Below are 18,213 nucleotides of genomic sequence, written 5' to 3'. Positions count from 1 at the left end.
AACGTAATAGATTTCATTTAAAAGGGTAAAATAAGACCGACCTTACGAGATACGGCATCTATTTCTGCAAGCTCTTCTTGAGTTAGATGCTCATCTGCAAATTGGAGGGCATCTTTGATTTGTTCAGGCTTGGATACGCCTAATATAGCTGAGGATACATAAGGATGACTAAGCACCCAAGAGAGCGCAAATTGTGCCAATGTCCAGCCCCGTCGTTCAGCTAGTGGGCGAATAGCATCAACCAGTGCGTAAGCAGGATTAGTTTCCAGCAGCAGCTCCAAACGCTTCTCTCCGGCGGCAAGCCGGGAATCAGCAGGTGGTACTTCACCTTGTTTGTACTTCCCAGTTAGAATACCCCGTCCTAGTGGACTGTAAGCAATAATTCCGACCTTTTCTGATTCGACAAAAGGCACTAATTCACGTTCAATACTTCTTGAGATCAGGCTGTATTCAGGCTGCACACCTTCAAAACGATTCCATCCCTTCAAGGCACTGATGCCATGTGCTTTAGCTAACTGCCAGGCCGCGTAGTTGGAACAAGCAATGTACCGGATTTTACCCTGCTTCACTAGATCATCCAGTGCACTTAATGTTTCTTCAAGTGGTGTAGAGGTATCAAACCCATGTACTTGATAAATATCTACATAATCTGTTTTCAGACGTTTTAAGCTATTTTCCAACGCACGATAAATGTGGTAACGGCTAAGTCCAGCATCATTGATGCCAGTTCCTACCCTGGCGAGCACTTTGGTAGCAAGAACGACTTTATCACGTTTCCCTAGCAGCGCCCTGCCAATAATAGCTTCGGACTCGCCAGTTTGAGTAGGATCGTTCAAATCCATTCCTTTTCCATAGATATCCGCTGTATCAATCAGGTTAATGCCTGCATCAAGCGAAGTGTTAATGACCTTCACGGACAAATCTTCATCGATCCATCGTCCGAAAGCCATCGTCCCCAAACTGACTTCGGATACCTTCAAACCTGTCTTTCCCCATTGTCTGTAATTCATGCAGCTGACACTCCTTTTATCCCGATAACAATCTAATAATAGGTATAAGTTAACTAATCAAGGAAGGCAGCATCCCCAGTGGTCCGGTAGAAGCTGCTTGTATGGTTGTATAGATATTCATGAATAACGTGATTCCAGTTAAATCCTTACTTTTCCTATCGGATATATGGATAATAGCATCAAATTCAAAATATTGCAATAGTCTGTATTCTTGTTTTTTTGTGAACAAATGGTTAAAGAATGACCGAGATCGAAGCAAAAGCACAAGAGGGTTGTCGTTAAGACACTTGTAAATGTGGTAATATATGGAGATCAAGTAATCGTATTAAAGTGTTCGTATTAATGGGATAAGAAAGAGGGGACACCAATGCCGGAAAAATGGGAGCTGGCTCTTGAGCATTTCTTAGCGGATTGGAAAGAGCGTAATGAAGTCATTGGTGCTATGGTATGTGGAAGTTATATTACAGGAAGTCCATCTGTCCGTTCTGATATAGATGTACATATTATTTTGTCCGATCATGTTGATTGGCGGGAGCGTGGAAATAGAATATACAGCGGATATCTTATAGAGTATTTCGCTAATCCAGCCAAACAAATAAGAGATTACTTTAAAAAGGATTTTCATGACAGCAGTACGATGTCGATGGTTCAATTTCTTACAGGCAAAATCTTGTTCGATAAGACGGGAGTAATTAACGAATTAAAGCTTGAAGCGGCCCAATGGAAGCTAAAGGCGCGCGAGGGGCTAAATGATTCGATGATGGAATTAAAAAAGTATGGATTGTGGGATGATCTGGATAATTTACAGGATTGTTATGAACAACAGAGGATTGATTTCCATTTTCTTTATTATCATTCATTATTTCGTCTTTTTACAACGTATTGTGCGTATCTCAAGCTGGAAAAGATCCCTTACTACCAAATCTCTTCCTATTTGTTGGATTCGACTTATTTGAATAAATAATTAATGAACAGCTTCCCTGATGAAGATTTTAAGCAAGCTTTTTTAAGTGCTTTTCAAGAAGCCGATAGAACCAATATGATGGTTGTTTACGAGTTGTTATCAAAATACGTTATAAGTCGAATGGGCGGGTTTGAGATTGATGGTTGGAAGCTGCGAAGTGCTCTAGATATGTAAGGGGAATTCTTGTTCAGCCGGGGGAATCCGTCGCAGACCCAGATTAACTAGCCTTAGCTCCAGAACCAGAACCAGGCCCCATAGATGAAGTTGCAAAGAAGCTTCAAAAGGGTTGCATTCAACATACGTATGCGATATATTGCGTATAATGATATTTACAGTAAGGATGGATGAAATGCCTGTACCTAAAGATTTTTCTTCACCAATCCGTATGTCCGCAAAAGAACGAGCATTATCCCAGCTCCAAAGATGGATCATAGAGGGTACTCTATTGCCAGGCGAAAAATTACTGGATGCCGAGCTTGCAGAATCTTTGGCTGTAAGCAGAACCCCGATTAGGGAAGCTCTTCAACTGCTGGAAGTGCAGGGGCTCGTTTCTATGCATCCCGGCAAAGAGACGAAGGTGACGAACATTGAGAAAGACGATGTATTAAAAATGTATCCGACCCTCGCCGCGCTGCACGCTTTGGCGGCTGAATATGCATCGCAGCTCATTTTGCCCGAGCAGATTGAAATGCTGAAAGAACTAAATGCACAGTTTAGCAACGCTATCGAAAGCGGTCAGCCTTATCAGGCGATGGAAATAGATGAACAGCTGCATAATCTCATTGTGGAGGCTTCTGACAATATGTACGTTGCTTCATTCAGTGCCTCGCTGCAGATTCACATCAGAAGATTTAAATACGTTTTTCTGAAACAGCCGATCACAGAGACACTTACCTCAGTAGAAGAGCACGCAATGCTCATTGCAGCTTTGGAAAAACGTGATAAAGAAACGGCTGCTGCGATAATGAAACAAAATTTGATCAGACCTATGCATGAACTGTATGCGTTAATTTAGAAAAATGCACTGATTTTCCAAGTTGATTTGTCCCTAACGATGTGCCGCGCTTATTATTTACAAATAAGATATAATGATATGGATATGAACTCTATTTTTGAAAAGGGTGCTGGGGTAGATGACGATCTATGTTGCTTTGTTGCGAGGTATTAACGTTGGCGGGAAGAATATGATCAAGATGGCTGCGTTGAAAAATATGTTTGAATCCATGGGCCTGAGCCGAGTTAAAACGTATATTCAAAGCGGCAATGTTTTATTCGAATCGGAAAAAGAAGAAGAAGTGCTGCGCAAGCAGATCGAAAATAAAATAGAGGTGATTTTTGGTTTTTCGGTAATTGTTGTTCTAAGAAAGGCCGAGGAATTGAAAAGAATTGTTTCGAACTGTCCGTTTTCGGCAGATGAAATTTCAGCAGCAGAGGCGGCTTCTGAAGCAGAAAGCTTGTATGTCTCGTTTTTGCTGGAAGCACCTTCACAAGAAGGGGTTGAGCGGCTCAGCACTGTCAAAAGTGAAAATGATGAGTTCCGCATTGTGGGGCGTGAGGTGTTTCTTCTATTTCCTCAAAGCATACGTAACTCAAAGCTTGCCAATAGCCTTCAAATGTTAAAAGTCCCAGCGACCGTGCGAAATTGGAAAACAGTAAACAAACTCGTTTCCTTGATAAGTGAGATGGAGGAGGGGTGAATGATTGGGGATTACGGTCGTTTCACTTAGTGGGCCTTCAGGATCGGGTAAAACTAGTCTAGTTCAGGCCATTGCTCAGCGCCTTCCAAATGCAATTTCACTTCATTTTGATGACTATAAAGAAACTACGCAATTCCCGGAAGATTTAACATCATGGATCCGTAACGGTTGTGATCCCAATGAATGGTTGACTCCGAAAATGGTTGAAGACCTTCAGATTTTACGTAACAAGCAGAAGGCAGTAAACGGTTGGGTTATTGTTGAGGAGCCGTTCGGAAGGAACCGAGACTCCATTACCAGTTTTATCGACTATGTAGTCTGTATTGATATTCCTTTGGAGATTGCATTTGCTAGGACAGTGAAAAGAGCTGCAATTGCTGCTCCAATAAATGTCGAAGTAAATAAATTACTAGAGAATATAGTAGAATTTGTTGATCAATATCTAACTGTGGGCAGGGATACATACGCTATCGTGAATAAAAATGTGATGCAAAACAGCGATCTGATCGTCGACGGAATAAAAGCTATTGATGTACTGGCAGATGAGATCGTTAATAGGTTAATTAAGCAGTTAGAGTAGACCATAGATATAATGATTCTTTGCTGTTCTCAAATGATGGCAGCATTTAAAAGCCGCTATAGCAGCGGCTCAGAATCGATGCTAGGTTTCAAAAGTTTCAGCTAGAATACGTGCGATTTGTTCACTATCCTGTTCCCTATAGACATATTCATGATAATGGGGCTGGTAGATGTCCTTCCACCCCTTTTCAACAGCTGCATTGTAATAATGCTTCGCTCGTTCCGTTTCACCTGTCAATTAAAACAGGCAAGCAGCATCCCAGTATAGTGCCCAATCTCCATCCCAGTCCCAGTCTCTATCAAGCGCTTGTGCGTAACTCCAAGCTGCACCTGAGGCTATTTTTCGCGCCCATCCGTTTCCTCGTATCTTGAATAGCCACACACCCAAAACCGTTGTCCTCAAATGCTTCTATGGAAGGCCAGTCCTCTTGAATTTCGTTTACTACGCCATCAAGTCCCATCCCAATAGTTATCTGATAGATAGAAGAGTACATAATCTAATTTACTTACAGACGCACGGTAAGGTAACAGCTCTTCTTTAAGCAGTGTGTTAGCTTCTACAAAAAACAAATGGTTCTCTGGAAAGGCCTGCTGCTTTGTTAAAGCTGCAAGCGTCAAACTTTAGTAACACATAACTGGGCTTATGCATAGGATAATTCAGGTTCGAATAGGAGGTCTGTATCATGAACATGTCAAGCATGGCTCAGCCCACGCTGACGCCGATTTATCAATGCCATTCAGAAGTGCATCAACTGCTGTGTTCGGTGAAAGACCATCTTCATCAACTGTGCGGTCAGCACGCCAATCGGCTGGTGAAGGTAGAGACGATGGACGGTGAAGTCTTCGAAGGACACATCGTGCATTGCGACAAAAGTATTCTCTACTTGAGCTTGTCTAACGAGGGCTACTCTCGCGCCTTTTTTCCGGGCTACCCGAACCCTTATGTTAACAGCAATGTCGTGCTCCCTCTGGTACTGTTCAATCTTCTTGCGATTTCGCTGCTGTAAGGGCAGAAGATCATTCAACGACGATAGGAGTGATTCGTTTGACCTTTTTTCCTCCTTTTGGGCCGCAGGGCGGCCTAGGACCACAAGGCGTTCCAGGACAGCAAGGACCGCAAGGCGGACCGCAGCCACCCCCTTCGCCACCGCCTCAAACCATTCCGCCTCAGCCTCTTGCGGCAACATTTGCTGTTGATCCGGGCGCTATCTCCCGCTGTATGTTCCGTTATACCTACATTTGGCCGCGGAGCGGACCCGGTTTCTGGTTCTATCCCGTCTTCGTCGGACGGACATCCGTCTCGGGCTTTCGATGGAACGGATTCTTCTGGATGTTCTCCGGGTTCGATCTTGGACGAATCGAATCGTTCTCCTGCTTCTAACCTGGAGGAGGCAAATGTCAAAAAGGACGTTACAGCCTTATGGTCGTTAAGTCCTTTTTGTCATTTGTCATTTAGAGGGAGCTCAGAATCAATGCTAGGTTTCAGAAGGTTCAGCTAGAATACGTGCGATTTGTTCACTATCCTGTTCCCTATAAACATGTTCATGATAATGGGGCTGGTAGATGTCTTTCCAGCCCTTTTCAACAGCTGTATTGTAATAATGCTTCGCTCGTTCTGTTTCGCCTGTCAAATAGAACATGCAGGAAGCATTCCAATAAAGTGCAGCATCTCCATTCCAGTCCGAGCCTTTATCTAGCGCTTGTGCATAACTCCAAGCTGCGCGGGCGTAGTTTTTCTCTACACCATACTTACTATTCCCACGCATATAGTGGTTTCCATTGACAAGAAGGTTGTTTAGGGGGCGATTCCATCCGAACATGACTGGAAAATCAGCTAGCAGCTCAAAGCCTGCAGATAAGGCTGTTTTTTGTGATCCTATATTATTGGACCAACACTGCCAACCAACCCTTTTTAGGCCGCGCTGTTTTGCGAGTAATAGTGCACCTGAGGCTGTTTTTCGCGCCCATCCGTTTCCTCGAAAGCTTTCAACCGTTTCAATGCCAAACTCACACTCATTACCAACAACCCAATCCGTCAGGCACCAGCTAATTATAGTAGAGCCCTCTTTCGTATCTTGAATAGCCACACACCCAAAACCGTTGTCCTCAAATGCTTCTATGGAAGGCCAGCCCTCTTGAATTTCGCTTACTACGCCATCAAGTCCTGTTAAATCTTGTTGCTTTAATAAACTGCCAGTCACCGGAAAAACACCATCATAAAAGGAGCTTTGCACATGATCCAAATCGTGAGAAAAAGTCATTCGCCCGCTTTTCATCGGCAGTAAATCTTTCATTACCTCGCCAATAGCTTCCTCCCAATAGTTATCTGTTGGATAGAAGAGTACATAATCTAATTTACCCGCAGACGCACGGCAAGGTAACAGCTCTTCTTTAAGCAGTGTGTTAGCTTCTACAAAAAACAAATGGTTCTCTGGACTTCCCCCTATAAAAATGCCTTGCGGATTTGTTAATAAGGCCGAGCTACAATCTTTAGACAGAAAAATTCTACCGGCTATAGAGCCTGTCACAACACCTTGAATAGAAATGTGATGCTTCAAAGCTTCAAAAAGGCCTGTTGCTTTATTAAAGCTTTCGCTAGTGAGTTCCAATGTATGAACCATGTTGTTTGAATCCATTTCGCTCGTGTGCCTCCCTTAAACGGATGAGAGGATATATTCATCTACAAATATAAACCTCGCATCTGCTTCTCGATTTGTTTGTTCGTATCCAAACATCATCACTCCTTTGAATGTATTTGAGGGTTAAGATAGTACGATTATGGATAAATCATCCAAATTAATCAAGATGGAATTCGTTTATAATAGAACTTTCTATGGAATTCAAGTAAAAACATGCTGAGATTAATGGCTCAACCTAATAATCAGTGCTTGACAGTCAAGCAAACATTCGATGGCGGTTAAATGCTACGAAAATGCCAGCTTTATAGCGGCCCGGTACTTGTCATAGCTATTTTCATATCGGCGAGGGTAACACGTGCGCTAAAGGTCACCGCAGTCCGCTAGAAGCGGAAATGCAGCGAAATGAGATTGTAACGGTCATGGATGTCCCTTACAGGATGAAAAGGGGGCGATTGTGGGGAAAACCGCCTTCTAATGGCCGCGGATGTCCATTAGAATCGTGAATATGTAAAAATCAGCCTCTAAAGGTCAGCGGTGACCGTTAGAGACAGGTCCAGGTCCTTTCCGTATCTGGAAGATATCTTCCGTCGTCGTGATATACGGATTCTGCATCGGTCTATTCCTCTTTTGTGGTTGGGTAGGACTTTCAATCGTACAGGATTGGCAGATGTTTTTCCAGTTTTAGCTGTCCATTAATTTGTCAAGCACTGATTGTGGTGTTGAGCCAGATTAAGCAGCATGTTTTTGTATCCGGTTTCATATAGCTCGCATAGAGGTGTCAAATGTTTCATTTAGAATCCTGAAACTTGGAGTCTAATCAGTTGGATCTTCTGGAGAGATGGGAATATACATACAAACAACCGTTCCCAATCCAAGTTTACTCTTTAGTTTTAGCCCATATTCCTCACCATAATTAAGCTTCAATCTCTTATCTGTATTGAATAAACCGATATGATCGGAATAGTCTTCCGAGTCTTTTAGTTTTTCATTTATTTTTTTCAGTGCTTCAGGGTCTATACCAATACCATTGTCAATAATTGAGATTCTAAGCAGCGAATTCACTAAGAAGGCTTTTACTTTTATTAGGCTTTTCCCTTCTTTTGTTCTAATACCGTGATGTATGCTGTTCTCAATAATTGGCTGCAATATTAGTTTTATCACAGTAAGCTGTTTAACACGATCATCAATATCCCATATAATGTCAAAATTATCTTTGTAACGTACCTGTTGAATTTCTGTATAACTCATTGTCGTCCGTATTTCTTCTTCCAAAGTAACTAATACTGCTGGGTTATTTAGAGAATAATCCAGAATGTCTGAGAGGTTTTCTATCATTTTGCTTACCTCATTTTGACCTCCTGATAGGGCGTATGATTTCCAGTATATTGTTTTTAATGTATTAAATAGAAAGTGGGGGTTGATTTGTGCTTGCAACGCTATAAGCTCCATAGCTTTCATCCTGAACTTTTTCTCGGATAATGTAACTTTAAGGAAACTATGCTCTATAAAAGTTTTTAGGATATTGTTACTGATATAGCTATACTCGTCTTTGATACGATCAGGTAATGGAGGGAGGGGGTTCCCGCTTTCTGCTGAATCAAGTATATGGACGATATTCGATATTTGCCTGTAATTTCTGCTTGTAATATAGTAGGTCAGCCCAAGGCCAATTAAAAATGCCGTTAAGAGTAACATCAGCATTAATCCTCCGAGCTTGGAGGGGAATTCGTAAAGCGTTTGCAAAGGGACGATGGACAGGTATTTCCAGCCATATCTTTCTGACTGATGCTTTGAAATCATATAAGAGCCGCTCTTAAATTTCATTGTAAAAAAGTCTGAGGATGATTGACTAATTTGATTAAGATCAATATCGTTTAATAATGGTGCGTTAGCATTTTGGAAAATAACCTGTTTGTCTTCATTCATAACCAGTAAACTTTGATCAGGAAGGGGCGTAATACTATTAAGAATGTTTTCAATATATTGCGGTTGGATGTTCAGTATAATAACACCTTTGCGCGATAACATACGATGATAAATAGAGACAATCTGTACAGGTTTTTCTTCAAATGTATATCGTTTAATTTCTCTGGCTTCAGTCCAGAATTGCTTATTCTGATCCTGTTTCCGGTAGCTTTCGTACCATGAATGATCGATTACTTTCTCTAAATTGGTTACACCGTCGCTAGACGAGAAGAAATTGCTTCCTGCACTGTCATAGTAAACATAGATGGAATAAATGTAGGGTCTTGCGCTCGGATCAGCATTCATAAATCCTTTAATAATTTTCGCTGCTACATTTCTCTCATAAGTAGTTGAATTGTTTTGCAGTATGGAATCCATTTCAAAACCAATGTCAGCATTTGTATCATAAACCAGGCTCAATTGATCCACTTCATTTAATACAAGTTCGACGTTTTCTTTGGTTTGTTTTAATAAGCTTGTATTATTTTTATTGATATTGCTTTTCAAATTATTTTGTGTAAGTACAATGGACGAAACTCCAAAAATGAATAACGGAATCAACAAGGGTACAAGGAAAAGGGCAAGGTTTTTAAAGAAAAATTGTTTTTTCATGTGCGCTCCCGCCGTTCCATATTATTCCACACCATTGAGGTTTTCGTTAATTCTAAATTCTCTTGGGCTTTTGCCGTAATAACTTTTGAACGTTCTTGTGAAATTTTTTACATTACTGTAACCAAGCATATAGCTTACTTCATAGGTCTTGTATTTGATATCTTTTAGCAGTTCTAATGCTTTTTCCATTCTAATGGATAGAAGATAATCGGAAAAATTTTGTCCGGTTTTTTTCTTGAATAATCTGCTGATATAATTTGGATTCATATGTACAAGCTCGGAGATATCTTCAAGCTCAACATCCTTATAATGCTCTTTAATATGGTTCTTAATTGTGAGTATTAGTCGATCGTAAAAATTATAGACTTCCTCCGAATCTTCTGTTAATTCTTTGGATGGAAGATCAATTTCACCGGTTTCCTGATCGAGTTCATCTTTAATCTTTTTAAATACATTGACAAGCTCACTAGACTTGGTTGATTTTACGACATAGCTTTTAACACCATATGACACCGCTTTCTGTGCAAATTCAAAATTCCTGTGACCGCTTAAAAAAATAATCTTAATTTTTGATTTTTGTTTTTGAAGCTCTTCGGCCAGTTCAATACCTGTCATTACAGGCATTTCAATGTCAGAAAGTATAACATCAACTTCATTATTTTTCACGAAATCCAATGCCTGTTTACCATTTTCCGCTTGTCCTACAACCTCGAAACCGATTTCATCCCACGGGAAATAATTGCAAAGCCCTGTCCTTATTTCATATTCATCGTCAACCAAAAGAAGTGTGTACATGTCCCTACCTCCAAGTTGTATAAGGTGCTTGAGCATTATCATTTAAAGGAGATATACCACTATCATGGTATCCCTCTGGCATGCGATCGTCAAGTCTATTTCAGTGTGCTAAAAGATAGGTTGTAATTGTTTATATGACATTTTATGTTACTATACATAACTTTTTTTAATCTGATATTATTTACTTAAAGATTTAATATTATCAGTTAATGATACGATATCATCATTAATGATACCTTTTTCATTGCGAACCTCATTTACTTGTTCAATAACGATACCTTTAGTCAATTATAATACATTATTAAAAATATATTAAGCTGATATACTTGGAAACAAGGCGGAACATAACCTGTATTTCATAAACTAGGAGGTCATTTAATGAAAAAATTTTCAAAGATTTTGATTGTATCAAGTATGATTGCCATTTTGCTTTTTGCAATTACGGGGTGTGGTAGCAATTCGAACAAATCACCTTCATCAGGCGACACAACGCAAGGTTCAACTGACAAGGTATCATTAAGGTTTTCATGGTGGGGATCGGACCCTCGTCATGAAGCTACTCTAAAAGTCATTGCCCTATACGAATCTAAACATCCAAATGTGAAAATTGATGGTGAATACATGGGATCAGATGGCTACAAAGAAAAGTTAATGACACAACTTGCAGGAGGTTCTGCACCTGATATTATGCAGATAGATCCGCCATGGCTTTCGGATTTCACTAAACAGTTTAATTCTTTTGAAGACTTAAATCAGCTTAAAAGTATAGACACAACAAGTTTTGATAAAGAATTTGTTGAAAATTATGGCGTCGTCGATGGTAAACTAGTTGCTCTTCCTACTGGAATCAGTGGAATTACAATGCTCATCAATAAGGACGTATTGACTAAAGCTGGTATTGATACAAACACAGTATGGGATTGGGATACAATCCTATCTGAAGGAGCGAAAGTAAACCAGGCAGATCCTAAGGCATATTTTTTGGTAACCGATCAATTTGCTACCATCATACAAATATTGCCACCTTATTTGAAGCAAAAGACCGGGAATCAGATTGTGAATGATGACTACACGCTTGGATTTACCAAGGCTGACCTTGTTGATGCATTCACATACTTGAGAAAACTTTTTGATGCAAAAGTCGTTGAGCCTGCTGCTCAACAATATATGTTCAAGGCAAAGTACTTCGAGAATCCCGTTTGGGCTAATAAACAGGCAGGAGCCACGATTGACTGGATTGCGGCCCTAGGTCCGAGAATGGAACCATTCAAAAATTCAGCAGATGTTGTTCTCCCGCCCATTGCAAAGGATGCTAAGGATACAGGATTGATTGTAAGGCCTGCTCAAATGCTTAGTATCAACAGTAAATCTGCTAACAAGGAAGAGGCAGCAAAATTCTTGAACTTTTTCTATAATGATGAAGAAGCCCTTGCCATATTGAAGGATACCAGATCTGTTCCCCCAACAGAATTAGGCAGAAAAGTAATTGCAGATGCAAATCTAATAGATCCTCTAATATTGAAGGCAGTTGAACTGGCTTCTGGAAGACAAGGCATGGCGGATAATGTGATATCACTCAATATACAGTTGCAAAACATTATGATCGACGCAGTTGAAAAAGTCGGATTCGGCGCTTTAACACCCGAACAAGTTGCTGACGATATGATCAAACAGTTCCAGAATAAACTAACAGAATTAAAGGCAAATGCTAAATAAGACGACTTGCTGAATAATTGTTAGCGCATTCACTTGTTTGTGCAAGGCACGCTCGAATACGGCGAAGCCGTTTTCGAGCGCTCTTTGTTGTTAGTATGTGGTTTAAACAACCTCAATGCGAAAGTTGGCTGATCGAATGGTCTCTGTAAAAAAATACAAGAATTACACAGGTTTGTTATATATTTTACCTTGGATTATTGGATTTGCGGTTTTTCAGTTCTATCCGATGATTGCGTCACTGTATTACTCATTCACCGATTATTCTTTGGGGAGAGCTCCTAAATTTATCGGAATAAAAAACTTCACTGACATGTTTACAATAGACCCGAATTTTATTCAATCTTTAAAAGTTACACTTCTTTATTTTTTAATGGCAGTCCCTTTAAAGCTGGCTTTTGCGCTGTTAATTGCCGTTATATTAAATGTAAATATCAAATTCATTAATTTTTTCAGGACAGTATATTATATACCCTCAATACTCGGAGGAAGTGTTGCAATTGCAATACTATGGAGGGCTATGTTCTTACAAGATGGAATGGTAAACCGTGCGCTGGCTTTTATTCATATTCCAAAGATTGAATGGTTCGGGAGTCCATTTATAGCTCTGTTCACCTTAAGTTTGCTTACAGTCTGGCAGTTTGGTTCTTCTATGGTACTTTTTCTGGCGGGATTAAAACAGGTTCCTAAAGAGCTATATGAAGCTGGGACAATGGATGGTGCATCCAAAATAAGGATGTTCTTTAAAATCACATTACCCATGCTGACACCCATTATATTCTTTAACCTGGTCATGCAGATGATAACTGCTTTACAGGAGTTTACATCAGCATTTGTCGTAACCAACGGTGCTCCTATGAAAGGAACATATCTCTATGGGATGAAGTTATATGAAGAAGCATTTTCAAATTTTAAAATGGGATATGCATCTGCACTTTCATGGGTACTTTTTATAATTATCCTGATTATAACCTACTTGATATTCAGGTCGTCAAAAAGATGGGTGCACTATGAAGACGGGGGTGATTTTTGATGAAAATAATTGGAAAAGATTATACACGATATATATTATTAATAATCGTCGGAATCATCATCATATATCCGCTCATCTGGCTTTTGCTAGCCTCATTCAAGACAAATGAGGAAATATTCGGTGTGACGACAAGCTTCCTGCCTGAGAAATTTTCCTTGAAGGCATATATAGAAGGCTGGAAAGGGAGCGGTCAGTTTACCTATGGCCACTTTTTTATAAACACTTTCAAACTAGTTGTACCTACCGTTGTATTTACAGTTGCTTCCAGTGTTCTGGTGGCTTATGGTTTTGCCCGGTTCAAATTTCCTTTTAAAAAAATATTATTTGCCATCATGATCTCTACTCTCATGCTTCCTAATGCGGTTATTATCATTCCAAGATATATACTATTTAAAAATTTGGGTTGGTTAGACACTTATTATCCTTTCATTGTTCCAGCCGTATTTGCTTGCTTTCCATTTTTTATTTTTCTAGTCGTTCAGTTTATTAGGGGACTTCCCAAAGAACTCGATGAGTCAGCTTTTCTGGATGGCTGCAATTCATTTACAATACTGACAAAAATATTGCTGCCATTATGTAAGCCGGCGATATTCTCGGTGGCACTGTTACAGTTTATTTGGACATGGAATGATTTTTTAGACTCATTGATATTTATCAACAGCATAAAAAAGTTCACCCTTACTCTTGGACTTCGAATGTCTCTGGATGCACAAGCGGCAGTAAACTGGGATCAGATAATGGCAATGGCTACACTAACGATAGTTCCTTGTATTGTGCTGTTCTTCTTTGCACAAAAATACTTTGTGGAGGGTATTGCTACTACAGGTTTGAAAGGTTAAATACAAACATGAAATTCAGGAGGAATAACATATGAAAGCACGTTTAGGAATAATCGGTGGAGGAATTTATGGTACGAAAATGTTAAAAGCCTTCTCCTTTGCTAGTAAAATGGAAGACATTGAATTAGTTGCCTTGGCAGATATTAATGAAGAGGTTGTTAATCAGCAAGCAAAAGATTTTAATATTAAAGGATATCTTGACTATAAGGAAATGCTAAAGAAGGAGAATCTCGATGCTGTTGCTATTGTAACACCTGACTTTTTACATCGGGAAATTACTTTGGAAGCAGTAAAGTACGGAGTACACGTTCTTGTACAGAAGCCGTTAGATACAAGCAGTCAAGGTGCCCAAGACATGATTAAAGCTGCAAGAGAGAATGATTTGATGCTGTTCGTTGATTTCCATAAACGTTTTGATCCGGCTCATATGCAGCTCAAAAATGATATCAAGCATGGAAAACTAGGTAATATTCAGTATGGCTATGCTCATATGGAAGATAAAATTGTTGTTCCATCCGTTTGGCTTAAGAATTGGGCACAACACAGTTCTCCAGCGTGGTTTCTTGGAATTCACTTTTATGATTTGATTTACTGGTTGTTAGCATCCAAGCCTAAGAGAGTTTATGCTACTGCAATCAAGGACAAGTTAATCGGAATGGGTATTGACACTTATGATTCTATTCAGGCTAAATTTGAGTTCGAGAATGGTACCCATTTTTCAATGGATTCTTCATGGATTCTTCCTAACAGTTTTCCATCCATCGTAAATCAAAGTATTCGTTTAATTGGTTCGAATGGTATGACTGAAGTAGACAGTCAAGATAGAGGTGTATTAAGTGCCTTTGAGGATGACGCTACTTCAATCGTATCGAACCCATTTGCAGCGCTTGAAGTTGAAAGACCATTTTATGGAATCGCTCCTCAGGGGTATACATTTGAATCCATGCTTTATTTTACAAAACTCATAAATTTAATGAAAAATGGGATGAAATTGGAGCAGTTAGAAGGCTCTTATCCTTGTGGAGAGGAAGCTTTAGTGTCTACACAAATGTGTGAAGCTGTGCATGAAAGTATTAAGATTAATCAAGTCATTCAATTGTAGAGGTTTAATTGTTTGATGATGTTTAAATGGGAGTGGTAGGTTGATGAGTACTTTTTATGATTTATTAAGAGATGTGCCAATTCCTAAAATGGTAAAAGTAAGGCAAAAATTTCCGCGTGTTTCGATTGATGTTGATGATATTCCAAAGAAGATCAATGAAATTTTGGAAAATGAAGATATTCTAAAAACAATTGTTCCGGGTATGAGTATTGCCATAACTGTCGGAAGCAGGGGAATAAACAATATTGCTTTAATTACAAGAGAATTAGTAAGGTTGTTAAAAGAAAAGGGAGCGAATCCCTTCATTATTCCTGCCATGGGGAGTCACGGTGGAGGTATTGCGGAAAACCAGAGAAAAATTATTGAAGAATTTGGTGTATCTGAAGAGTACTGTGGCTGCCCCATTAAGTCGACGATGGATACGGTGCAGATAGGAAAATCTCCAGAAGGTCATCCTATTGTTATTGACAAATATGCTGCTGCGGCTGACGGAATTGTTGTTGTAGGAAGAGTAAAGCCTCATACTGCATTTCGCGGGGAATATGAGAGCGGCATCATGAAAATGATGGCAATAGGTTTGGGCAAAAGAGAGGGAGCCAATGCCTGCCACGCAGCAGGCTGGAAACATATGCACCATTTAATTCCGCTTTTTGGTAAATCTATTCTACAACACGCAAACATTCTTTTTGGAGTTGCCATAGTGGAAAACGCTTTTGATGAAACCTGCATCCTTGAAGCGATTCCCAGAAATAAAATTGCCGAAAGAGAACCCGAATTGTTAATTAAAGCGAAAGAGTTAATGCCCCGTATATGGATTGATGAAACTGATGTATTGATTGTTGATAAAATCGGAAAAAATATTAGCGGCGACGGAATGGATCCAAACATTACTGGAACATTTGCTACGCCATATGCCAGTGGCGGGTTGAAGTCACAAAAAGTTGCTGTACTTGATATTACGAATGAAAGCCATGGGGTAATTATAGGAGCCGGAATGGCTGATGCAACCACACAAAGATTGTTTGATAAGGCTGATTTAGAGGCGTCTTATATCAATGCTTTAACATCGACGGTTTTTGATGTTGTGCGCATACCCATGATCTTAAAAAGTGATCGTGACGCTATTGCTGCATGTATAAGAGCAAGCAATGAAATTGATATTAATTGTCCAAGAGTAATACGTATATCCGATTCGCTTCATATTGAGTATATATATATTTCTGAAGCGCTTTTGGATGAGGTTGCAAAAAATTCGAATATGGAAATTGTCGGTGAGCTGCGTGAAATGCAGTTTGATTTAAATGGGGATTTATGGTGAAAATTCATTTTAAATAAATTGCCTACCTTAATCGGTAGGTTTTTTGTCGCTTTTCTGGAACGATAAAAACAAAAATTGACGTGTGAAAAAGACAAAGGTATATTTAGTACTAAGTTCTAATACCAAATGCTAATATATGAATTAGCGTAAAGGCGGGAAATGAATGTTAAGGCTAATTAGTTCAATAATTTTCAGGCTGTTATTTTACCGCTTTCCTCAACTTGCATATTCACAAGAAGAGATCGAGGAATACGAAAAAATGTACTCGAAAGCCCTTACAAGTAAGTCCGAGATAAAATATTCCAGCAATTTTCCAAAACTTCATTTCATTCAATACATCGCTTCAACGAAAAAAGTTGTGCTCCACGGTTCAAATCATAAAGGTATTAATGAGTTCGAGCCGAGAAGGCAAACGCTATTTAATGGAAAATATGAGGAAGCCGTGTTTGCGACAAGAGATGGAATTTGGCCTATATTCTATGCTGTTTTTGATCGCAATAAATTAGTTGGTAATTTTCGTAACGCGTGTATTAGTAGTGATTTGAAATACAACTATTATTTCTTTTCTTTGACTAGGGAAACCATCCTATCAAATCCATGGACGAGTGGAATGCTTTACTTCTTGCCTGAAGAAACATTCGAAAAAGTAAATCATTCATTAGTTCCCTTCGATGAGTGGATAAGCAAATCGCCAGTTGCACCCCTTACAAAAATTGAGGTGGAACCTGAAGATTTTTATTTTATAAACAAAGTTTCATATCACAATCCAAAAGAATCAGTTATTGTATCGTGGTTTCTTTATAAGCTTAGAACAAAATTTTTTATAAAAAGATGAGCACGATGAACCTAAAAGAGGAAAATCTTACTTTTTGTAGAACCTATAACGATTGGAATAAAAGGGGGATATATTAAATTGTCATTAATCAAAGTACTGAATGAAGGATATGTAAGGTTAGTCGATCATATGGGGTCGGACCTAACAGTAGTTAATGCTGCCCGTGTATCTTATGCCAAGGAATCTCTTGAATTAAGTGATCGTGATATAAAATTAATTAAATTTTTATCACGCGAAGGCCACACGTCGCCATTTCGACATGCAATCACTCAATTTGAGGTGTATGCTCCCTTAATGGTTGCTAGACAATGGTGGAAATATGTCGTGGGCTCTGCTCACTATGAAGGTACAGGTGATAGCCTGGATGCTTGGAATGAATCTAGCCGACGGTACATAACGGAAGAACCGGCTTTCTATTTCCCAGAAGCGGGAGAGTGGAGATCGAAACCGGAAAACTCTAAACAAGGCAGCGGAGCAATCATTGAATGGGAGCTTGGTGAGAAGTATAGTCGCGAGCTAATAGACTACACGGAGTTAGGGATATCTAAATATGAGGCAGCGCTAGCAGATGGAATATGTGCTGAGCAAGCGAGACTTTTTCTTCCTGCTTACGGTATGTATGTTCGTTGGTACTGGACAGCATCTGTCCAATCGATAGCACACTTCTTAAAACAAAGGCTTGAACATGATGCCCAAAAAGAAATCCAGGATTATGCCAAAGCTATTCTAGAGCTGATCAGGCCGCTATTCCCTGTTTCACTTGAGCAGCTTATGTCTGAGGTCGTCAAAGACTGAGGGGCTTAGTTGAGTGAGAAGGGCAGTATGTGATTGATTTTGTGGGGATGTAACGGGTAGCCTGCGGGCAGGCTACCCGTTACATCCTTTAATTATTATTAAATCCCTGTTGTTGCATGAGATCAAGGTTGTAACTCCTTCTTTTCCTGAAAAAATAAAAAGCAATTAAAGAGGGGCTCACCACCACAATCAGTGCTTGACAAATGAATGGATAGCTAAAATTGGAAAAACATCTGCCAATCCTGTACGGTTGAAAGTCCTACCCAACAACAAAAGAGGAATAGACCGATGCAGAATCCGTATATCACAACGACGGA

The 18,213-nt window shown here is 39.6% G+C and carries 17 protein-coding genes; 13 read left to right on the top strand and 4 right to left on the bottom strand.

Annotation, left to right across the window (positions count from 1 at the left end; genetic code table 11):
* Positions 1-17 precede the first annotated feature (17 nt).
* Positions 18-1,010, bottom strand: a complete 993-nt coding sequence (locus J2Z66_RS39385) for an aldo/keto reductase (RefSeq protein WP_209979066.1) — start codon at positions 1,008-1,010, stop codon at positions 18-20.
* Between the two features lie 367 nt (positions 1,011-1,377).
* On the opposite strand from J2Z66_RS39385, the gene J2Z66_RS39380 reads away from it, so the two are divergent.
* The 6 genes from J2Z66_RS39380 to J2Z66_RS39355 all read left to right on the top strand — a co-directional run bounded on the left by J2Z66_RS39380 (position 1,378) and on the right by J2Z66_RS39355 (position 5,631).
* A complete protein-coding gene (locus tag J2Z66_RS39380; RefSeq protein ID WP_245376184.1) occupies positions 1,378-1,974 on the top strand; it encodes a nucleotidyltransferase domain-containing protein in 597 nt (198 codons plus the stop codon).
* A gap of 349 nt (positions 1,975-2,323) precedes the next feature.
* Positions 2,324-2,989 carry a GntR family transcriptional regulator gene (locus tag J2Z66_RS39375; protein ID WP_209979064.1) on the top strand — a complete coding sequence of 222 codons (666 nt, stop codon included), beginning with the start codon at positions 2,324-2,326 and terminating at the stop codon, positions 2,987-2,989.
* A 118-nt stretch (positions 2,990-3,107) separates the two neighbouring features.
* Positions 3,108-3,671, top strand: a complete 564-nt coding sequence (locus J2Z66_RS39370; protein ID WP_209979062.1) for a DUF1697 domain-containing protein — start codon at positions 3,108-3,110, stop codon at positions 3,669-3,671.
* A gap of 4 nt (positions 3,672-3,675) precedes the next feature.
* Complete coding sequence (locus J2Z66_RS39365) at positions 3,676-4,251, top strand: nucleoside/nucleotide kinase family protein (RefSeq protein WP_209979061.1); 576 nt, start codon at positions 3,676-3,678, stop codon at positions 4,249-4,251.
* A 682-nt stretch (positions 4,252-4,933) separates the two neighbouring features.
* Positions 4,934-5,257 carry a hypothetical protein gene (locus J2Z66_RS39360; protein WP_209979059.1) on the top strand — a complete coding sequence of 108 codons (324 nt, stop codon included), beginning with the start codon at positions 4,934-4,936 and terminating at the stop codon, positions 5,255-5,257.
* A gap of 38 nt (positions 5,258-5,295) precedes the next feature.
* Entirely contained in the window at positions 5,296-5,631 is a 336-nt protein-coding gene (locus tag J2Z66_RS39355; protein WP_209979057.1) for a transporter, read from the top strand.
* 94 nt (positions 5,632-5,725) lie between these two features.
* Here the strand turns inward: J2Z66_RS39355 and J2Z66_RS39350 are convergent, their stop codons facing one another.
* The 3 genes from J2Z66_RS39350 to J2Z66_RS39340 form a co-directional block, all read right to left on the bottom strand.
* Positions 5,726-6,886 (bottom strand): GNAT family N-acetyltransferase, encoded by a 1,161-nt coding sequence (locus tag J2Z66_RS39350; protein ID WP_209979055.1) that lies wholly within the window; start codon positions 6,884-6,886, stop codon positions 5,726-5,728.
* Between the two features lie 816 nt (positions 6,887-7,702).
* A complete protein-coding gene (locus J2Z66_RS39345; protein WP_209979053.1) occupies positions 7,703-9,466 on the bottom strand; it encodes a sensor histidine kinase in 1,764 nt (587 codons plus the stop codon).
* A 21-nt stretch (positions 9,467-9,487) separates the two neighbouring features.
* Complete coding sequence (locus J2Z66_RS39340) at positions 9,488-10,261, bottom strand: response regulator transcription factor (protein WP_209979052.1); 774 nt, start codon at positions 10,259-10,261, stop codon at positions 9,488-9,490.
* Positions 10,262-10,639: 378 nt separating this feature from the next.
* Between J2Z66_RS39340 and J2Z66_RS39335 the strand changes: the two genes are divergently transcribed.
* The 7 genes from J2Z66_RS39335 (at position 10,640) to thyX (ending at position 17,896) form a co-directional block, all read left to right on the top strand.
* Entirely contained in the window at positions 10,640-11,977 is a 1,338-nt protein-coding gene (locus tag J2Z66_RS39335) for an ABC transporter substrate-binding protein (protein ID WP_209979050.1), read from the top strand.
* 136 nt (positions 11,978-12,113) lie between these two features.
* A complete protein-coding gene (locus J2Z66_RS39330) occupies positions 12,114-13,007 on the top strand; it encodes a carbohydrate ABC transporter permease (RefSeq protein ID WP_209979048.1) in 894 nt (297 codons plus the stop codon).
* Positions 13,007-13,846 (top strand): carbohydrate ABC transporter permease, encoded by an 840-nt coding sequence (locus J2Z66_RS39325; protein WP_209979046.1) that lies wholly within the window; start codon positions 13,007-13,009, stop codon positions 13,844-13,846. The genes J2Z66_RS39330 and J2Z66_RS39325 overlap by 1 nt, the downstream gene beginning before the upstream one ends.
* Before the next feature lie 31 nt (positions 13,847-13,877).
* Positions 13,878-14,948: a Gfo/Idh/MocA family protein gene (locus J2Z66_RS39320; protein ID WP_209979043.1), complete on the top strand. Its 1,071-nt coding sequence runs from the start codon at positions 13,878-13,880 to the stop codon at positions 14,946-14,948.
* A gap of 43 nt (positions 14,949-14,991) precedes the next feature.
* Positions 14,992-16,266: a nickel pincer cofactor-dependent isomerase, group 22 gene (locus tag J2Z66_RS39315; protein WP_209979041.1), complete on the top strand. Its 1,275-nt coding sequence runs from the start codon at positions 14,992-14,994 to the stop codon at positions 16,264-16,266.
* A gap of 163 nt (positions 16,267-16,429) precedes the next feature.
* Positions 16,430-17,101 carry a hypothetical protein gene (locus J2Z66_RS39310; protein WP_209979039.1) on the top strand — a complete coding sequence of 224 codons (672 nt, stop codon included), beginning with the start codon at positions 16,430-16,432 and terminating at the stop codon, positions 17,099-17,101.
* 78 nt (positions 17,102-17,179) lie between these two features.
* A complete protein-coding gene (gene thyX, locus J2Z66_RS39305; protein WP_209979037.1) occupies positions 17,180-17,896 on the top strand; it encodes an FAD-dependent thymidylate synthase in 717 nt (238 codons plus the stop codon).
* Positions 17,897-18,213 lie beyond the last annotated feature (317 nt).

Source organism: Paenibacillus eucommiae, assembly GCF_017874215.1.
Classification (GTDB): domain Bacteria; phylum Bacillota; class Bacilli; order Paenibacillales; family NBRC-103111; genus Paenibacillus_AI; species Paenibacillus_AI eucommiae.
Note: the sequence above shows the minus strand (reverse complement) of the source record. Positions and strands in the feature narration are given on the sequence as shown.